The organism is Ardenticatenales bacterium (assembly GCA_020634515.1).
GTDB lineage: Bacteria > Chloroflexota > Anaerolineae > Promineifilales > Promineifilaceae > JAGVTM01.
Genome location: JACKBL010000002.1, coordinates 256,252 through 272,981, shown reverse-complemented (window position 1 = coordinate 272,981; position 16,730 = coordinate 256,252). Strand labels below are relative to the sequence as shown.

Genomic DNA, 16,730 nt, shown 5'->3' with positions numbered 1-16,730 from the left:
CAGTCAATGCCCAATCTACTCTATACTTGCCTTGAAGGGATAGCGCTTGGAGAGGAAGTATCGCCGCAAGCTGTTTTGGAGCGGATGGGCACCCTGCCAGCGGTGTTGTTTTACCGAGTCCCGCGGGACTGTCTGTCCCACCTGCAAGAGCGGGCACAGTAGCGGGTCTGACCGCTTCCGCCAGTTGTTGCCTGGGCGAAGCAGCACTTCCACCACCCAGCACGTGGGCTTTATCACTCGCCCAAAAGCAATACGCGGATGAAAGAAGTGCGTAACTACTAAGCCAAATTGGACCAATTTGCTCTGGTGAAAATCGCCATTGAACGCGTGAAATTGGTCCAATCTCCAGAGAGCGTTAGTAGTTACAGAAGTGCGTGTTTTGTCCAAAACGTAACTTCTCAATATGTCGGGGAAACCGCTGCCTGAGCTTGTCGAAGGGCGTTGGTTTCGACAGGCTCAACCAACTCTACCGGGATTTATCGAGAAAATACAGGCCCCAACCTTAAAAAATAGCGTAGATGTTCTAAAACGGTTGACAACCGCCGTCAAATGGCCTAAACTTTCGGCCATTGTTGCCAAAGAAGAGCCAAATTGAGCCAAAGCCATAAGCCAGGAGGAGGAGTCCCATGGTCCCTACGGTCGGTCTGTCCTTGCGTGCCGGCATTCACCTCATCACCGCGCTCGCCCTATTACTCCAACTACTGCTGTCGCCGTTCACCCCGCCGTGCGCTACCTCTCCGGACCGGGATTGACCGGGGAAGCAGTCCACGAGGCGACATTGGAAATGCCGGCATTCCCCCCCAGCAGCACCCACCTCCTCACCCTCACCCTGCACCTCATCGCCGCCCCCGACGCCGACCCCATCACCCTCTGCTTCTACTACGACAACCTCAACCGCCTCACCCACAAAAGCAAACCCCCGTCGCCGAGCGGCAACTGCCAAAACAACCCGCCCCTCTCCGGCCCCAATCACCTCGCCAGCTACGAATACGACACCGCCGCCAACGGCCTCGGACGCCTCGCCGCCATCCGCTGGGGCAGCGACCCCGCCGCCAACCACGAAACCTTCGCCTACGACGCCCGCGGACGCCTCACCGGCCACACCCGCACCATAGACAGCCACCCCTTCACCCTCGCCATCACCGTCTACGACAACCTCGACCGCCCCCTCACCACCGTCTACCCCGACGGCGAACTCGTGCAAACGACCTACGACCAGGAAGGCGAAAACACCCTCACCGCCGGCGCCAACGCCATCATCACCGACATCGCCTACAACCAGCGCGGCCAGATGACCACCCTGGCGCGGGGCAACGGACGAAACACCCTCTTCACCTACTACAGCGCCACCGGCAGCAACGGCAACAGCAACTTCCGCCTGCAAAGCATCCACACCGCCACCCTGCCCGGCAAAGAAGACCTCCTCTCCCTCACCTACGAATACGACCCCGTGGGCAACATCACCCAAATCGTCGATAATCTGTTGGCGACAGACAAAAAGCAGGAATTCGAGTACGACGCACGCAACCGGCTCACCCACGCCTGGACGCCCCCCGCCGCCATCGACCCCTACGACCACGACATCGCCTACGACAAACTGGGCAACATCAGCCACTACGACGGCGCCAGCTACACCTACCATCCCGTGAAAAAAGACGCCGTCATCGCCATCAGCGGCGGCCAACAGTTCGCGTACGACGCCCACGGCAACATGATAGACCGCAGCGACAGTGCCGGCAACTACAGCCAGCAATTCGACAGCGAAAACCGCCTCATCAGCGTCACCACCGGCGGGCAAACCACCCAATTCTTCTACGACGCCGCCGGCCAGCGCGTGCAGACCATCCACCCCGACGGGCGCATCACCTATTCCCCCTTCCCCCAATACGAAGAAGAACACATCCCCATCCCCCCCACGCCCACCCCCACCGCCACCAACACCCCCACACGCACCCCAACGCCCACGCGTACGCCCACGCCCACCCGTACCCCTACCCCAACCAACACGCCCACTCGCACCCCCACCCCAACCAACACCCCTACGCGTACCCCCACCCCAACCAACACCCCCACGCAAACCCCCACCCCCACCCACACCCCTACGCATACCCCGACACCCACCCACACGCCCACCCCATCATCCACCGCTACCCCGCCGCCAACAGCCACGCACACGCCGACAGTCACTCCCACCCCGCTGCCTGCCTGTCCGCCAGCGTTGACCTCGCCCCTCAACGGCGGCATCGCCCTCGTCAAAACCTTCTCCTGGCAGCCCTGCGCCGCCGCCGTCCGCTACACCCTCAACATTCGCGGCGACGGCCTGCCTCCGCAAGGCATCACCATCCCCACCGCGGAGACCAGCACCACCGCCCCCTGGCTCAACCTCATCCCCGGCGGCAGCTACAGTTGGAACGTGAAAGCGTGCTACACCCCGGATTGCAGCAGCGACAGCGACTGGTCCGCCCCCTTCACCTTCTGGTACCTCTACCAGCCCACCGCCACCCCCCCCGCCGCCACGCCCACGCCCGTGTTCGTCACCATCGCCCCCACCCCCACCCCCTACGAATGCCCCACCACCCTACAAGAGCCACCCGACGGCTCCACCCAAAACGCCCCCCCCACCCTCCTGTGGACCGACCCCTGCGCTCCCGGCGGCGGCGGCAACGGCCCCCTCAGCGGCGGCTGGTATGAAGTGGAGATAACCGGGCAGAACCAGCCCCCCATCACCCTCATCATCGCCGCCGAAAGCTACGACACCGGCTGGCTGCTCCTCCTCCCCGACAGCTACACCTGGCGCGCCCGTTCCTGCGCGGACGAAGACTGCGTCCAGGCCGGCCCCTGGCCCGACGCCTGGTCGTTTACCTACCAGGAAGCTCCCACCCCCATGCCGCAAAGCCCGCAAGCCCACGGAGACGACGGCGGCGGCATCCAAACCGAATACGGCATCACGCGGCGCAAAGTCTACTTCCTCACCGGGCAAGCCGTCGCCGTGCGGCGGATTGTGGAAAACGGCTCTACCAATCTCCTGCACATCCACGCGGACCATTTAGGCAGCAACAGCGTCATGAGCCTCAACAACGGTGGAGACATAGTCAACGGCAGCCGCACCCGCTACCTCCCCTTCGGCGCCTACCGCACCGCCCCTACACAACCCTACACCGACCTGGGCTTCACCGGCCAGCAGCACAACGACAACCTCGGCCTCATTTATTACAACGCCCGCTACTACCTGCCCAGCGTGGGGCGGTTCCTGAGCGCGGACACGATTGTGCCGGATAGCGAAGACCCGGAGAGCTTCAATCGCTACGCCTATACTCGAAATAATCCGCTGAAATATGTTGATCCAAGCGGCCATTGTTGGGGGTTTGCCAGTGGATTGCGCAATACGTTTTATCAAACGACGTGCCAAAATATCGATGCCGCCGTGTCCATCATTCGACATACTGATGCATCAGCCGAAGAAAGGGCACTTGCTGTTGCTTATATAGGAGTGGAGGCTTTGGCACATGGTACGGCAATTGTTGGTACAGGTATCGTAGCAATTGGTTGTTTGACAGGTGGAGGTACAGTCGTGTGCGCTACAGGCGGTTCTGCTATAACTGCCGCCTCAAGTGATGGCGATCCGACAAATGAAGTGCAGAGAGTATCACAAGTATTATGTGCTGATGGTGACTGTACAAATGAGGCTCGAGGTGCTGCCCATGTTGCCAAACGCACGATCGATTTTCTGGCCGATAACGCCAATACAGTTAATCATATCATGCAACCAAAGCATGCTTGGAACAGGCTCATAAATCTTGGAGGAAATAGGGCCCAAGATTATCAAGCGATTCAACCATATTTGCAGCAAGCGGTAGACAATGGACTCCGAACATTGTTATCAAGTGGGTCTAATGTTACTGCTATTCAATATGTGTATACTATTGAAGGTGAGACAATAATCTTGAGAGGAATCGAGTTGACCAACAGCGTTTTCCAAATTAGTGATGCATGGGTAAGGACAGTACCATGAAAGATAGAATAGATCTCTTAATACGGGCCAATCAAGCTAGGGTTGAATGCCGTTATCAGGACGCAATTGAGTACTATGACAGATACTTAGACAAGTACAATAACAACGCAGACGTAATGCATGTGCTTGCCCTAGTTCATTTTCAACTGGATGTTGAGCAACCACGAAGGATTGGTCGAAGTTTAAAAGCTATTGAGTGGATTAATAAGGCAATTGAACAAGAACCAAATAAAGCAGAATTCTACGCGACTCGAGGGGATATTTATAATTATGGATTAGATGCACCGAATTATGAGGAAGCAGCAAAAAGCTACAGAGTAGCACTGCAACTGAAGCCGGATTTAGTAAGTGCGCATCTTGGGTTGGCTGGCCTGGAAGGTGTTCCCGAGCAGCTAGTAAGCCTATCCGAAGCGATAATTAGTGTGGAAAAGGCATCACAGACACAACAGGAAAATCCAGATATTTTCCTCAGGTTGGGTACGCTCTACTTCCAAGCAGGTCAACAGAATCAAGCATTAGTAGCCTACGAATGTGCGTTGCTACGACCTCGACCGCTTTCTCTAAAGAATACAGATGAGATTGTTCAGAGACTTCGTTGAATGGATAGCTGTAGTCAAACCAAGTCGCCTCGTTCGCAGATCGCCACTGTGACTGCTACCCCCGATCCCGCTCTAACTCGACTCTCCTCAGTCCTGGCGATGGCAGCAGCATCACTCGGCAAGGACGCGGGGGCAGGGCAGTGTCCAAACCACCTGCACTGTCACCTGCCGCAGCGTCTACTTCCTCGCCGGGCAAGCCGTCGCCGTGCGGCAGGTCATCCCTGGCGAGACCAACAACCTGCTGCACCTGCACAGCGACCACCTGGGCAGCAACAGTGTCATGAGCTACAGTAGTAATGGTGACAGGGTCGGTGGCAGCCGCACCCGCTACCTCCCCTTCGGCGGCTACCGCACCGCCCCCAGCCAAACCTATACCGACCGCGGCTACACCGGCCAGAAGCACAACGATGACCTCGGCCTCATCTACTTCAACGCTCGCTACTATCTGCCGGGCATCGGTCGGTTTGTGAGCGCGGATACGATTGTGCCGGATGTAACAAATCCGCAAAGTTTTAACAGGTACAGCTACGTGCTTGGAAATCCCCTTCGGTATAGCGACCCCACCGGCCATGTATGGTACGATCCTGGCCTTGATGCTGCCATGCCAGGCAACTGCAATGGTGGCTCGACACCTCTGCGTGAACCGCCATCACAGGAGCAGGAACCAACCAGGCCACTAATAAGACTCGCGGAATGGGAAATACAACTTCTAATCCTTGTTGCCATAAACGAAGGGGGCGCCCAATCATCGCAACAAGTAGAATATATCACTCAACGTTCGCTCAAAATTTATGCCAAAAGTCAATTTGCGCGATTGCGGTTGATGATGGTGATTCCAAAACAATGCAAACTACGATAATGCCGTAAACGCTTGACTCATCGAGGCTTTTCACCGTACTTTACCAATCACATACAGATAATAGACCCTCTCCTCCCCTGGATTAGGCGGATTGCAGGGCCGCCAAACCCGTGTAGGCCGTCAACGGAATGCCCAAGAGTCCCAAAATGCGTTCTTGCACACCGGTCAACGGGGTTAATTGGTAAAGAACCTGCGCTCCTAACCGGAAGACGGTTAAGTTGATGTCCTCAAAGGCTTGCAGCATGCGCTCCATCGTGGGCGTGGCGGTGCCTCGTTTGGGATTACCCGGAAAAATGCCGGTCAATTCCTCTTGGTAGCACCACAGTAAATCGTGGTTGACCGTCAAAAACGGCCAATTTGGCAAAAAAGGATTCATCATGCATACTGGTAAGTTTTGCAGAACCGAAATCAGTAGGAGACATGATGAATCCAGAACAACTATTTTGCCCTAATATCGACTGTCCGGCTAGAGGACAACGGGGTGAAGGCAATATCACCGTCCATAGCCAAAAAGAAAAGCGATGTCATTGTCATGTCTGCAATACAACATTTGCCGTCAGCAAAGGGACATTGTTCTATCGCTTGCGCACCGACCCGCAAATAGTGATGTGGGTCATCGTCTTGCTGGCGTATGGCTGTCCCGTCCAGGCCATCGTCAAAGCCTTTGGGTTTGATGAGCGCACGGTCAAGAATTGGTGGCAACGAGCGGGTGTGCATTGCGCACATGTCCATGAAGCGGTCATTGCCAGCCAGCCACTGGACTTGCAACAAGTGCAAGCGGATGAAATCAAAGTCAAGGTACAAGGCGGTTCGGTGTGGATGGCGTTGGCGATGATGGTATCCACCCGACTCTGGTTAGGTGGCGTCATCAGCCCGCGACGGGATAAGCGCTTGCTGCAAAGCCTGACGGACAAGGTGCGCCAAATGGCCTTGTGTCGTCCGTTGTTGTTGGCGGTGGATGGCTTGCCCGGCTACGTCAAAGCCTTTGGCCGCAGTTTCCGCAGCAAGTTGCCCGCTGGGGGCAGCCAGGTCGTTGTCAATGGCACGCCTGGTCCGAAGTGGCTATCGTGCAAGTCATCAAACGGCGTCTGCCATCTGGACTGGAGGTTGAACGACGAGTGGCTCAGGGTGACCCGCAACAGGTAGAGAAGCTGATTGCCACGACGCAAAATGGAGTGGGTGTTATCAATACCGCTTTCATTGAGCGGCTCAATGCCACCTTCCGCTCTCGCCTAAGCTGGTTGGGCCGGCGCACGCGGCATCTGGCGCAACAAACGGCGACCTTAACGGTGGGTATGTATGTCACAGGGTGTTTGTACAACCTTTGCGACCCCCATCGCTCTTTGCGTTGTCGTCTGTCTGTGGGCGAAAGGGGGTATCGTTGGGTGCCGCGCACGCCAGCTATCGCAGCGGGATTGACAGACCACATCTGGACAGTCGATGAATTGTTAATGTATCGTGTGCCACCACCGCGTTGGACACCACCCAAGCAACGTGGGCGGCCTTCTAAAGCGTTGCTAGAACTGATAAATCGATGGTGTTAACCGACCACGATTAACTGTGGTCTCACCTTCCTCTTTGACCTCCGCCAACGCCTCTTTAGCCACGTAATCACCCAGAGCCAATACCCGGGCTGCCAGGGTCAGCAGGTGGAAAAGTCCTTCGGCATGGTCATCACGCTGCACATAGACCGGGGTAATGGAGAGCAACTTGCCTTGCAGACGACGAAAGATGTTCTCCGCGACGTACTGGCTGCGATAGGCTTGCACCGCCTGGGTCAATGACAACTCGACAGCGGGCGCGTTGGTGGCATAAATCCGCCACCCCATCTTGAACATGGCCGCGGCAATCGCCACCAGGTCACGCTGTACGGTCAATTGGTAGCGCACCGTCTTTTCCACCCGCGCTGGCTTGTCTTTATAGGCGCGTATCGGACGCTCCGCGACCTCACGTTTAGTCGTGCAGACGAATAAGCCGGACACTTTGTACTGTTTTTGGATGCGCTTGATGGCCGCTAACAGCGTTTTCTCGTCTTCTATCTGCTTTTTGCCGCGTTGCCGTGGCGGTGTCAGGGCGCGTAAAGCGGCTTCGGCTTTATCCAACCGTTTCTGTAATGCGTCTCGTTCACTCTGCATGTAGCTGAAGGAACGCACCACCAGCAAACGCTCTTGCCAGGTGACGTGGCGCTTATTGACGATGGCGCTGCGCGACCGGCTGACTTCAAAACCCCGCGCCACCGCATCAGCCGCATTGGGCGCTGTGCCATTGGTCGGCAGCGCCCCATCCAAAAAAGATAAGCGGTATCTGGGCTTCCCGCTCTTGCTGTCCGACCAGCAGTTCGTCGAGCAGCTTGGGTTCATCTTTGAGATAGGCCAGGGGTGTCAAATAGTGGTCGTTGTTGTGGGCGACGGTGGCGCGTGTCAGGAGCGCGCTCATCTTGCTATCTCCCACGACCAGCAGCGCCCGACCCGGAAAAGTCTGCTTGATGCGCTGGTAAATGGGAATGTAGAGTGGGTCATCAGCCCGGTTGCCTGGGACGATATCCACCGCCAGCGGTAAACCCAAGGGGTCGAGGCTGCCGATCATCATTTTGTACAGGGTCTCGAACAAACCATTCTTGGCTTTGCCAACCTGGAACAGCCACGACCCGTTGGGGTCGTGGTTGACAATGCCAACGGTGCCATCTAGCCGCGCACACCACCGTTCGGGCAGTTTCTTGGCCAGGTCATAGACCCGCACCAGGCGATTGCCCAGGCGACTTTCGACCTCAGCCCAGTCGCTTTGCGGCTGTAGATACCGCAGACAAAGGGCTAACCGGTCATCGGTGAAATCTAACGGCGTAACCAGTTGCCCAGTTAGGTGTCCCAGTGTCAACAAGTGTTTGGCAACCCACTCCTGAACGCAATCCATCCGGTGGGTGTGCTTGACCAGGATATGTATCAGCCAGATGGTAATGACCCAACCGGGCGTCAACCCCTGCCAGTTGCCATGGGGGACGATGATGCTATCCACAATGGCTTGAATGCCCATTTTTTGTAGCGAATTGTAAATGAGCGGGATGTCATCTACTCGCTCTGTCTGTATGTCGAACCTGTTAATGTCTACCATAGGATATGGGTATACCAAATTTGGTTTTATCCGCAAAATTTGAGCGAACGTTGAGATATCACGTGGACTATTCTAAATCGCTACACCAATCCCAATATTCCCACGACCAAAGGCTTCTCAAGTCGCCTGGAAAGCATACTGATCAGTGATCCACAACAGTACCATGTTGTTTTTGGAGACCCTCGTGAAGGTTATCCAGGTGGGATCTTCCCCGGATACTTGGCCGGAACCGGTCCTATTGGGGAAACGGGTGTCACGAATGCTTATGCTTCCTGGAGTGGTTGGTACACGTACCTGAACGAAACGAATACAGGTGCGGTTCGCAATGCCATTGATGCTTATAACAGTGGTGCGACAGACCCAACCAATGGAGCCGATTCTTTTTTCCATGTGCCCATGGAGCAAGGGGAAGCACGCAGCACTTCGATAAAGAATTTAGCCATAGATGAAGGGCGATTTCGTGATGCAGCAGCAGCTGGCTGGCTTAGGGGCAACGGTTATGAGCCACCTCGGGGCATATCGCGAGATATGGTCTATTGGCGGCGGTATCTCTGGCCTTAAGCATTTAGAGAGGTATACAAAATGGCTCTGCAAGTTAAAAACTTTCTGATGAGAATCACGGTATCTGTTCTGGTAAGCTTGGTAATTGGATGTAGTCCATCAACCGACGTTGGTGGGGATACTTTTCAAACAGGACCAGTAACCCCCAGCCAGACTTATCCAGGTCAACAAGCAGAAATAGAGTCAAACACGGCCACTATTTCAGTGTTGCCTACAGTTACAGACGACCATAGTGTTACTATCGTTGCCCCAACGGCAACAACCAAAGCAACACAGACGAGTACGCCCACCCCTGAGTTGACACCAACCAGAGAGCCGGAAGCCCCCGGTGGAACTTTGTTCATTAAATCTTTTGATGAAGGTTTTCTGCGGGTGTCGCTTGAGACAGGCGAAGTGGAAACCCTGGTACCCAAAGAAGAAGATTGGTTGTTGTGGCGCTTTGCCGTTTCCCCTGACCAAAGAAGGGTGGCTTACTGGATTCATACGTCGCAAACGTCGGAACTGTGGCTGTCGAGTTTAACGGAGTGGTCACCTGAAGTACTCCTGAGCCTTTCGGATCTAGAACATGACGCGGCCAATTTGTGGTGGCCAAGCAACGACTATCTGCTGCTTGAGCCTGGCATTAGCGACCATCGCTACAACCTGTTTGTCCCGGCACATGCCTATATCATCAACGTGCATCAGAAGCAAGTTGAGGTCGAAGACACCGGTTTTGCCTTTGGTTGTCTTCTGGCTCCTTCGCCTAGAACAGAGGAAGTGGCAACATGGTGTCCGGCAAAGGAGAGTTGGATCGACGTTCAATCGTACTATACGGCTCCGACATCTTATTATGCGGTTATCGAGGAGGCAGGCTTTTTGTGGACGACGACAGAACCACCAGTAGTAATCCTGGCGCAGTTAAAAACTCCTGATAATACGTGGGCCTGGTCACATGACCGCGGTTTAGTAGCCTTTCCTCTGTACGATAGTGAAAAAGGAAGGGACTTGCTACACTTCGTTGAACGTTCCACTCTGGCATCCTTTCTAATAGATCAACAGGACGTGAGGTATTACTCTGCGCTTGATTGGTCACCTGATAACCGATATATCACTTATTTTGGGACTTGTGCTACATATGCTTGTAATCTCATAACCGACTTGGCTAGTAGAGAAGTTATCTGGACGAGTCAGGTGATACCGGGTTTACAGAACGGAACCTATTTGGCCTGGGCACATGACAGTCGGCATATTGCGCTACAATTTGAGGGTATTACGATTCTTGATTTACGGACAAATGAAATTGTACGACAATTAAAGATTCCCTCAGCGCATGTACTGGCTTGGTTGCCATAGATTGCAGGGTATGAATTACCTGTATGCTCGTTCATCTATACAGTTGGTACGGCATCTGCGTTACCTTCCCAGCAACGCGCCTGGCTATGAAGTGCCGGCCGACGAGGGGGGCATCTGGGGGTATGGGTGGTTCAACGCGGACGCCACCGGTCACTTCCTGCACATCTGGACCTTCTGGAGCGCGAGCGCGCGGCAGACGGCGGCGGCGGTTGTGCCGGGCGGCCAAGGGAATGGCGCAGCCCGAACGGAACCGCGCCTGTACGCCAACGTCTCGCTGCGCCTGCTATCTGTGGAGACGCAGCGTGCTGCATCTCGACTCATGCGCCCGCCGCAAGCGGCAGGTGTAAACAGTGTACCCATGCTGGAAGATACCGCCACTGTCGTCTACACCCGCCAGCACGCCACACTGTCTCTGGCAAACATGACCATCGCCATCCATGTTGCCGGCAGAGTGGAGCCAGACGAGTTTGTCTATATCTTCGCCGGCCATTTAGGCAGCACCAATGCCATCCAGAGAGGCAGTGACCCGCCTACGGTGGCATTACCTGCTATTTGGGGATTATCGAATGGGCAGTCGATACGATTGTACCCGATCCAGCCAGCCCACAAAGTTGGAACCGCTATAGCTATGTTGTGAATAACCCGTTACGGTTTTATGATCCAACGGGGCATTTTGAATTAGGTTCTGATGAAGAAGGTTATAATCAAGAATCTGAAGTCTATCAATACTATATGAACCTTGGCTGGTCTGATGAAGATGTTTTTGATTTGTTTCGAATTTGGGAATATCAATACTCAGACTGGTGGAATTTATTACTCGAAGCTGAGATTGGCGATTATCTGGATTATATTGATTACGGTGGGTCAAATTTATATGCCCATTTTGGCACTGATGGCAATGGCGAGTTACAAATTCAGATATCTTGGGACATGAATGATGCATGGTCTACTGATACCCGATTAGATCAAGTATTCTTTGGTTATTGGGATTACTACTACGAAGATATGGGCATGGACTGGAGTATTGACGCTTTGAGAATATGGAATGGATCTACTGCAACAAATATATTGTTAACAAGACAAGGATATCGTGGTAGTGGTTCAGGGTTTGGATTTATCAGGGGAACCGGAGTCTTTAGAGACAGTGATAATCTAATGCCAACAAAAATGAACCTTGGAGGTGCTCTCAAGCAAACCTGGGGATGGTTTGCAGCGGCAGGAGCAGCATTTGCATCACCAGCCGATGGTCCCGTTGGTGAACTGGTATTATCTGGCGCAGGTGTTGTAGATGCAGCACATGCACTGTATGAAAATTATCGCGATCGTTCTCGCCTGTCTCAATATGCTTATCCACGCCATTAAAAGAAGACCGGATTTAACATAAAATGGCAAAGACTTATCAAAACGGATACTCCCGTTCAGACCGGAGTTGACAGATTTTATTTAACATAAGAGGATGGTCTTCTCGTCCTAGTGTATCCTTATCGCCGAACAAGCCAATAGGAAACCAAAGACAAGGAAACCACCATGAGCAATCATAACACGCTCTTTCACAATTTGATGCACTGTGTGTCGCACTTTCATGACCTACAGACACTAATCACCTTCGTCTGGGCGTTGGTGGGACCGATAGTCAGTTAAACCATCCCTCTAAACGATGGGCTTTGCACTGATCAGGACAGCGCAAGTGGTGAGTAAGGAACGACGGCTCTCGCGTTGGTTGCATGACGAGAAGATCGTGTCCATGGCCGTCTACCAGCCGCTAATGAAACAGGTGTTGGCCGAATGGGCTAATGAAACTGCCTATCTAACCCTCGACACCAGCTAGCTATGGCGACGCCTCGTCATAGTCCGGGTGGCCCTGGCTTATAGAGAACGAGCATTGCCGTTAAGCATGTGCCTGCCGCAGTACGGCGGTGGCGCTGGTCTATTACCAACAATGCTGGCCGAGGTAGCCGCCCTGATTGCGACGAGTAGTTGGGTGGTTTCGAGTCAAGTTCTCTGTCTCCATCTATTGCGCAACTCATGGCTGGCGAACGGTGTGCGCCTTGATGCTCCAATCCGGTGGAGCACGTTTTTCCGTTCCATCTGGCTAACCCGACAACGGTTCGGACCACTTCATCTTGCTCTGGTTCACGTCCACACGCCAGAGTAATGGGCGATTGTCAACAATGAGCCTATTAACTTGGAAGCCTTCAACGGGTACGGTCTGTGCTTTGATATTTCGGACGATAAAGCATCTGATTTTCAATTGGAAGCCAGCCAACTGGAATATCCCCAGTTTATCTCTCGTCTCTGCCACCTTCTGGTCACAGCGACCCTTTACCTGGTGCGTACCGGCACTGCGCTGGTGGAGTTGGTGGAGACGAACCGCCGTCATCTGGGAGATACCCATTAGCAACGCGTCTTTAGCTACCTCCAAATTGGCTGGTGTCGGATTAAACGGGTTTCTGTTTGTCAGGGCCGTCACTTCCATTTCCTCTGGCTAACGCCCGACCCAGATCCTGAACCAACTATGACTTCCTGGCGAAAGTTTTGCCAACCTGACCTGCGCTTGGAACGCATCGAGTGGTTAGGTTATGAGTTTGTCAAGGTTCATTTAGATAAGATTTGTCAGTCAATCAAGGTGTTATTATGTTAACGCCGCTCCCATTAAAAGGAATCGAAATGTATCAATACGAAATTGTTCGCATTCATTTCACGTACAATTTTTGGAAAAAACTTTGGCAGCCCTGCAGAGATTACCATTCTATAATCAAGGAATACATTTCCCGGGGTTGGCGGCTGAATAGTATCTTGTCTGCGCCAACAAGAGGGTTATTTGGAGGAATTGAGTATATTGAAATATTTTTTGAACGGGATCTCGATACAAATAATGTTACTAGTGAGCAAGTAAGAATTAAAACGTTCAATTAGCTCTTTAGTTTTCCGTAAATTCATTCAAGTTCGGGGGTAAAAAACGAGTTTTCACGCCCTCGAAAGCCTGATAGCTTCGTATCCAGGCGGCAAATGTGCCGTAACCGAAGCCTTCTTAGAAAGTTGGTTGGAAAGTGGTAGACCAATTTTATTGACTTTCCCGAAAAAAGGTTAAGTCGCTAAAAAGCGGCATCATTTGACATAATGTGATAGAATTGAGGCACATTCCTTGCAAGAAAATAGCCTATGTTTCGTAAAAACAACCAACATCAACAACCCAATTTCTTCAACAGCGACCTCTTGATGCCCGACAAAATGCGCCAGCAATTGCACGATTCCTGGGCCGGCGTGTTCCGCACAGAGGTTTTCAGGCGCATTCCCGAAGGACGGTTCGCCCTCTTGTACAGCGAAACCGATTCGCGTCCTAACGCGCCCGTCAACGTTCTGGTAGGCGGCGATATGCTCAAAGACGGCTTTGGTTGGACTGATGAAGAATTGGAGCGGCATTTGCAATTTGACCTGCAAACACGATACGCATTGGGTCTGGACGATTTGAGCCAAAACGTTCCCACGCTGCGAACCTTCCAAAATCATCGGCGGCGTGTGCGGGAACATGCCGAGACAACGGGAGAAAACCTGTATGAAGTTGTCTTTGGGGTCATAACCGATGAACAGATAGAGAAATTGAAGCTGAAAGTGGGCTGGCAGCGGATGGACAGCACCCAATTGTTGAGCAATATCGCTATGGGTAGTCGTCTGGAATTGGTATTGCGCGTTTTGCAGCAAGGGGTAACGGCCTTGCCAGAAGCGCGTCAAGCGATTTGGCGGCAAGAACAGGCAGCGTATGTGGTTAAACAACCGCGCCATATCTGTTATCGGTTGAAAAACGAAGAAGTTCCCGATTATTTGCGGCAAACAGGAAAACTGCTGGTGGCCTTGTTGTCGGAATTGGAAGCGGAAGAGGGGGCAACAGAAGCCAGAGCGTTGGTAGCGCGGGTATTGCGCGAACAGTATCAAATAGAAGATGACGAGACGATTCGATTGCGGGAACCAAAAGAAATTACCGCCGACAGTTTGCAATCGCCCCATGACCCGGAAGCGACGTATCGGGAGAAAAATGGGGAGCGGTATCGCGGCTTTGTGAGCAACGTTAGCGAAACGTGCGACCCGGAAAACCCAGTGCAACTGATAACCAGCGTACAAACAGCCAGCAACAACACCGATGATGGTCAATTGCTGGCGCAATCGTTGGCCGAACAGGCTGAACGCGGCCATCAGGTCGATAAAATGACGGTGGATGGCGGTTACACCGGCCCCAAGTCCGAAGAAGCGTGCGACGCGCATGGGACAGAATTGCATCCATCTCGTCTGCGCGGCGGTAAATCGCAAGGGAAGCAGTGGGGTTGGGAGCAATACAGTTGGCAGTTGGCAGTTGACAGACGACGGCATACCAGAACAGGTCAGTTGTCCGCAGGGGCAATTGGCTATTTTGGAGCCGGGGCAGAAAGAGGGGCGTTGGTTGGCACGATTGGCGAGCGATGTTTGTGCGGAATGCCCCTTTTTCCAAAAGGAATGTCGGGTTCAGCCGCGTAAGCGCAGTGGGCCGACGTTGCTGGTAAACACGCGCGCTATCCAGGTGGCTGTGTTGCGACAACGGATTACCGCTACGAACAATGGGGTTCGTGCAGGCGTAGAGGCGACGGTGCGTTCGGTCAAGAACCCCTTTGCGGGAGGCAAGCTGCCGGTGCGCGGCTTGATTCGTTCGCAAATGGTCGTTCTGGGGTCGGCCTTGTTGGTTAATGTTCATCGTCTTACGCATTACTATCTCGAACAAGCGTCCCAATTGGATGAAAATATGTCAGGGGCTTTCATTTTGTCTCTATTTTTGTCGCTAACAGCCCTTTTGATAGCTATTTTCTATCGTCGGGGCATTATTTTCGAGCGGCGGCTTGTTTTTCAAGTTGGTACCGCTAATTATGTCATGCCTCAACCAGTTGGTGGTTGAGGCTTTTTTCGGAAGAGTCTTTTTTAAATGCTTCATCAGGCGTCCATACGTCGGTTTGGCAGCTCTGTCCCAGAAGCCAGTCCGGATTGGCGGTAGGGTCGCCGCCAGATATTTCAATAGCGACCCGAAAATCATGGTCAGTGCCGGTAGCCGTGTGAGGGCGGTTGGGCGGTGGACATAATGCCGACCGCCGCCACCAGACAAAATGTACTTGCCCGTTTGCGGAACCCCTTCAATCGGCCAGCGTTCTGGATAAACCGCCTGCATGGAGGCAGCGGTCAGTTCCAACACAGGTGTACCCAGCGGCAGCGGGTCTTCGAAATCAGGGTGGTGAATGGCGACAATCTGTAGACGTGTGTGCCGCAATTTGCGCTTGCGCTTTTCGTCTTCAACCCGGTCCAGATGTCGCTCCAGGAAGTAGACGGGGGACCAGACCTCAACCTTTATTTCAACGCTATCCTCAGCAACAAGCGTGTGCGTTTGCGTTGGTTGAGACGCTGGCAGGAGATTGTCCCCATGTTTTCGCGCCAATGGGCGCACCACTTCAGCCTGGTGGCGGCTGGGCGTTGGCCCCTTCTTGGAGGTTCGCGGCGGTATCTTGCCTGCTGTTTTGCCGAAGGTGCAGTTCTTGGCTAACCGTACCACACAGTTATTCACCCCATGTCTAACCGCATCTACCAATGAAAATCCAGCATCAAAGAGGGCCAGGTCTGTCTCCGTCAGCTTTTTGCCGACCTGCTTGTACACCTTTTTCCATCTCCGCGGATGGCGCGTTTTGACTCGTATTCCCGCGGACCAGTAGTTCCAGGATGGCGACCCGTTGTTCTCCAACACGCCCTGTTGTCCCCATCATGCCAAATGGCACACCGGGCACCGCTTTGTGGGCATCTGAATCATACGTTTTGCTCTTCAGCCCTTTCACTCGTGCCCTTTTGTATGCCGTCATATCGACGGGTTTCAGCTGGTACCCTTGAATCACCGTTGCCTGCCATTGACCAGCCGCGTCTACTTGCTTTTTCAACTCGTCGAGCAACTCCGCCAGATTGAACTGACCGTACGTGATCGCTTTGGCTGCCCGACGACTCCTTGCGGCTCGTTCTGCCTCATCATCAATGAATGCGCTCAAATACTGGTCGACCGCGGGCATGATGCCACCGCCTGATTCGACAAAGTATCCGCTGTACATCGCGCTGATGACATCACAGATTCCTAAATCGGTTCCTTTCGGCAGCGTGGCAACCATTTGCTCAATTGCTTGTTGCACCTGATAATGGATAGCTGTGGGCGTGTTGGTGTTGGTGTTTGTTTTCACATACTAATCATCCATCAACACGCCCC

The 16,730-nt window shown here is 53.5% G+C and carries 16 protein-coding genes; 11 read left to right on the top strand and 5 right to left on the bottom strand.

Features of this window, described 5'->3' with window-relative positions; all coding sequences use genetic code 11:
* Positions 1 to 748 precede the first annotated feature (748 nt).
* From H6650_05725 to H6650_05715, 3 genes are all read left to right on the top strand, one after another.
* Positions 749 to 4,012, top strand: a complete 3,264-nt coding sequence (locus H6650_05725; protein MCB8951495.1) for a hypothetical protein — start codon at positions 749 to 751, stop codon at positions 4,010 to 4,012.
* Positions 4,009 to 4,611, top strand: coding sequence for a tetratricopeptide repeat protein (locus H6650_05720; GenBank protein MCB8951494.1), 603 nt, complete (start codon positions 4,009 to 4,011; stop codon positions 4,609 to 4,611). Before H6650_05725 ends, H6650_05720 begins: the two co-directional genes overlap by 4 nt.
* Before the next feature lie 280 nt (positions 4,612 to 4,891).
* On the top strand, positions 4,892 to 5,470 hold the full coding sequence (locus H6650_05715) for a hypothetical protein (protein MCB8951493.1): 579 nt from the start codon (positions 4,892 to 4,894) through the stop codon (positions 5,468 to 5,470).
* 82 nt (positions 5,471 to 5,552) lie between these two features.
* Here H6650_05715 and H6650_05710 read toward each other — a convergent pair whose 3' ends face one another.
* Positions 5,553 to 5,849 (bottom strand): hypothetical protein, encoded by a 297-nt coding sequence (locus tag H6650_05710; GenBank protein ID MCB8951492.1) that lies wholly within the window; start codon positions 5,847 to 5,849, stop codon positions 5,553 to 5,555.
* Between the two features lie 41 nt (positions 5,850 to 5,890).
* On the opposite strand from H6650_05710, the gene H6650_05705 reads away from it, so the two are divergent.
* The gene (locus H6650_05705) at positions 5,891 to 6,616 is read left to right on the top strand and encodes an IS1 family transposase (GenBank protein MCB8951491.1); all 726 of its coding nucleotides are present in this window, start codon (positions 5,891 to 5,893) and stop codon (positions 6,614 to 6,616) included.
* A gap of 371 nt (positions 6,617 to 6,987) precedes the next feature.
* Here H6650_05705 and H6650_05700 read toward each other — a convergent pair whose 3' ends face one another.
* Together H6650_05700 and H6650_05695 are read right to left on the bottom strand one after the other, a co-directional pair.
* Positions 6,988 to 7,758: a transposase gene (locus tag H6650_05700; protein ID MCB8951490.1), complete on the bottom strand. Its 771-nt coding sequence runs from the start codon at positions 7,756 to 7,758 to the stop codon at positions 6,988 to 6,990.
* On the bottom strand, positions 7,712 to 8,578 hold the full coding sequence (locus H6650_05695) for a DUF4277 domain-containing protein (GenBank protein MCB8951489.1): 867 nt from the start codon (positions 8,576 to 8,578) through the stop codon (positions 7,712 to 7,714). Before H6650_05695 ends, H6650_05700 begins: the two co-directional genes overlap by 47 nt.
* 582 nt (positions 8,579 to 9,160) lie before the next feature.
* On the opposite strand from H6650_05695, the gene H6650_05690 reads away from it, so the two are divergent.
* The 7 genes from H6650_05690 to H6650_05660 all read left to right on the top strand — a co-directional run bounded on the left by H6650_05690 (position 9,161) and on the right by H6650_05660 (position 14,980).
* The gene (locus H6650_05690; protein ID MCB8951488.1) at positions 9,161 to 10,471 is read left to right on the top strand and encodes a hypothetical protein; all 1,311 of its coding nucleotides are present in this window, start codon (positions 9,161 to 9,163) and stop codon (positions 10,469 to 10,471) included.
* A 10-nt stretch (positions 10,472 to 10,481) separates the two neighbouring features.
* A complete protein-coding gene (locus H6650_05685; protein MCB8951487.1) occupies positions 10,482 to 11,108 on the top strand; it encodes a hypothetical protein in 627 nt (208 codons plus the stop codon).
* Entirely contained in the window at positions 11,024 to 11,833 is an 810-nt protein-coding gene (locus H6650_05680; GenBank protein ID MCB8951486.1) for a hypothetical protein, read from the top strand. The genes H6650_05685 and H6650_05680 overlap by 85 nt, the downstream gene beginning before the upstream one ends.
* Positions 11,834 to 12,161: 328 nt before the next feature.
* A complete protein-coding gene (locus H6650_05675) occupies positions 12,162 to 12,299 on the top strand; it encodes a hypothetical protein (GenBank protein ID MCB8951485.1) in 138 nt (45 codons plus the stop codon).
* Between the two features lie 357 nt (positions 12,300 to 12,656).
* On the top strand, positions 12,657 to 12,869 hold the full coding sequence (locus H6650_05670; protein ID MCB8951484.1) for a hypothetical protein: 213 nt from the start codon (positions 12,657 to 12,659) through the stop codon (positions 12,867 to 12,869).
* A gap of 236 nt (positions 12,870 to 13,105) precedes the next feature.
* Positions 13,106 to 13,387: a DUF4177 domain-containing protein gene (locus tag H6650_05665; protein MCB8951483.1), complete on the top strand. Its 282-nt coding sequence runs from the start codon at positions 13,106 to 13,108 to the stop codon at positions 13,385 to 13,387.
* Between the two features lie 246 nt (positions 13,388 to 13,633).
* Positions 13,634 to 14,980, top strand: coding sequence for a transposase (locus H6650_05660; GenBank protein ID MCB8951482.1), 1,347 nt, complete (start codon positions 13,634 to 13,636; stop codon positions 14,978 to 14,980).
* 298 nt (positions 14,981 to 15,278) lie between these two features.
* Here the strand turns inward: H6650_05660 and H6650_05655 are convergent, their stop codons facing one another.
* Both H6650_05655 and H6650_05650 read right to left on the bottom strand, forming a co-directional pair.
* Positions 15,279 to 16,139: a hypothetical protein gene (locus H6650_05655; protein ID MCB8951481.1), complete on the bottom strand. Its 861-nt coding sequence runs from the start codon at positions 16,137 to 16,139 to the stop codon at positions 15,279 to 15,281.
* The gene (locus H6650_05650; protein ID MCB8951480.1) at positions 16,087 to 16,704 is read right to left on the bottom strand and encodes a hypothetical protein; all 618 of its coding nucleotides are present in this window, start codon (positions 16,702 to 16,704) and stop codon (positions 16,087 to 16,089) included. The genes H6650_05655 and H6650_05650 overlap by 53 nt, the downstream gene beginning before the upstream one ends.
* Positions 16,705 to 16,730 lie beyond the last annotated feature (26 nt).

Bases quoted from the DNA above. Each gene is read 5' to 3' on its own strand.
- H6650_05665 (MCB8951483.1), top strand. From the start codon at position 13,106: ATGTTAACGCCGCTCCCATTAAAAGGAATCGAAATGTATCAATACGAA.
- H6650_05685 (MCB8951487.1), top strand. From the start codon at position 10,482: ATGAATTACCTGTATGCTCGTTCATCTATACAGTTGGTACGGCATCTG.
- H6650_05690 (MCB8951488.1), top strand. From the start codon at position 9,161: ATGGCTCTGCAAGTTAAAAACTTTCTGATGAGAATCACGGTATCTGTT.
- H6650_05660 (MCB8951482.1), top strand. From the start codon at position 13,634: ATGTTTCGTAAAAACAACCAACATCAACAACCCAATTTCTTCAACAGC.
- H6650_05715 (MCB8951493.1), top strand. From the start codon at position 4,892: ATGAGCTACAGTAGTAATGGTGACAGGGTCGGTGGCAGCCGCACCCGC.
- H6650_05710 (MCB8951492.1), bottom strand. From the start codon at position 5,849: ATGATGAATCCTTTTTTGCCAAATTGGCCGTTTTTGACGGTCAACCAC.
- H6650_05720 (MCB8951494.1), top strand. From the start codon at position 4,009: ATGAAAGATAGAATAGATCTCTTAATACGGGCCAATCAAGCTAGGGTT.
- H6650_05705 (MCB8951491.1), top strand. From the start codon at position 5,891: ATGATGAATCCAGAACAACTATTTTGCCCTAATATCGACTGTCCGGCT.
- H6650_05695 (MCB8951489.1), bottom strand. From the start codon at position 8,578: ATGGTAGACATTAACAGGTTCGACATACAGACAGAGCGAGTAGATGAC.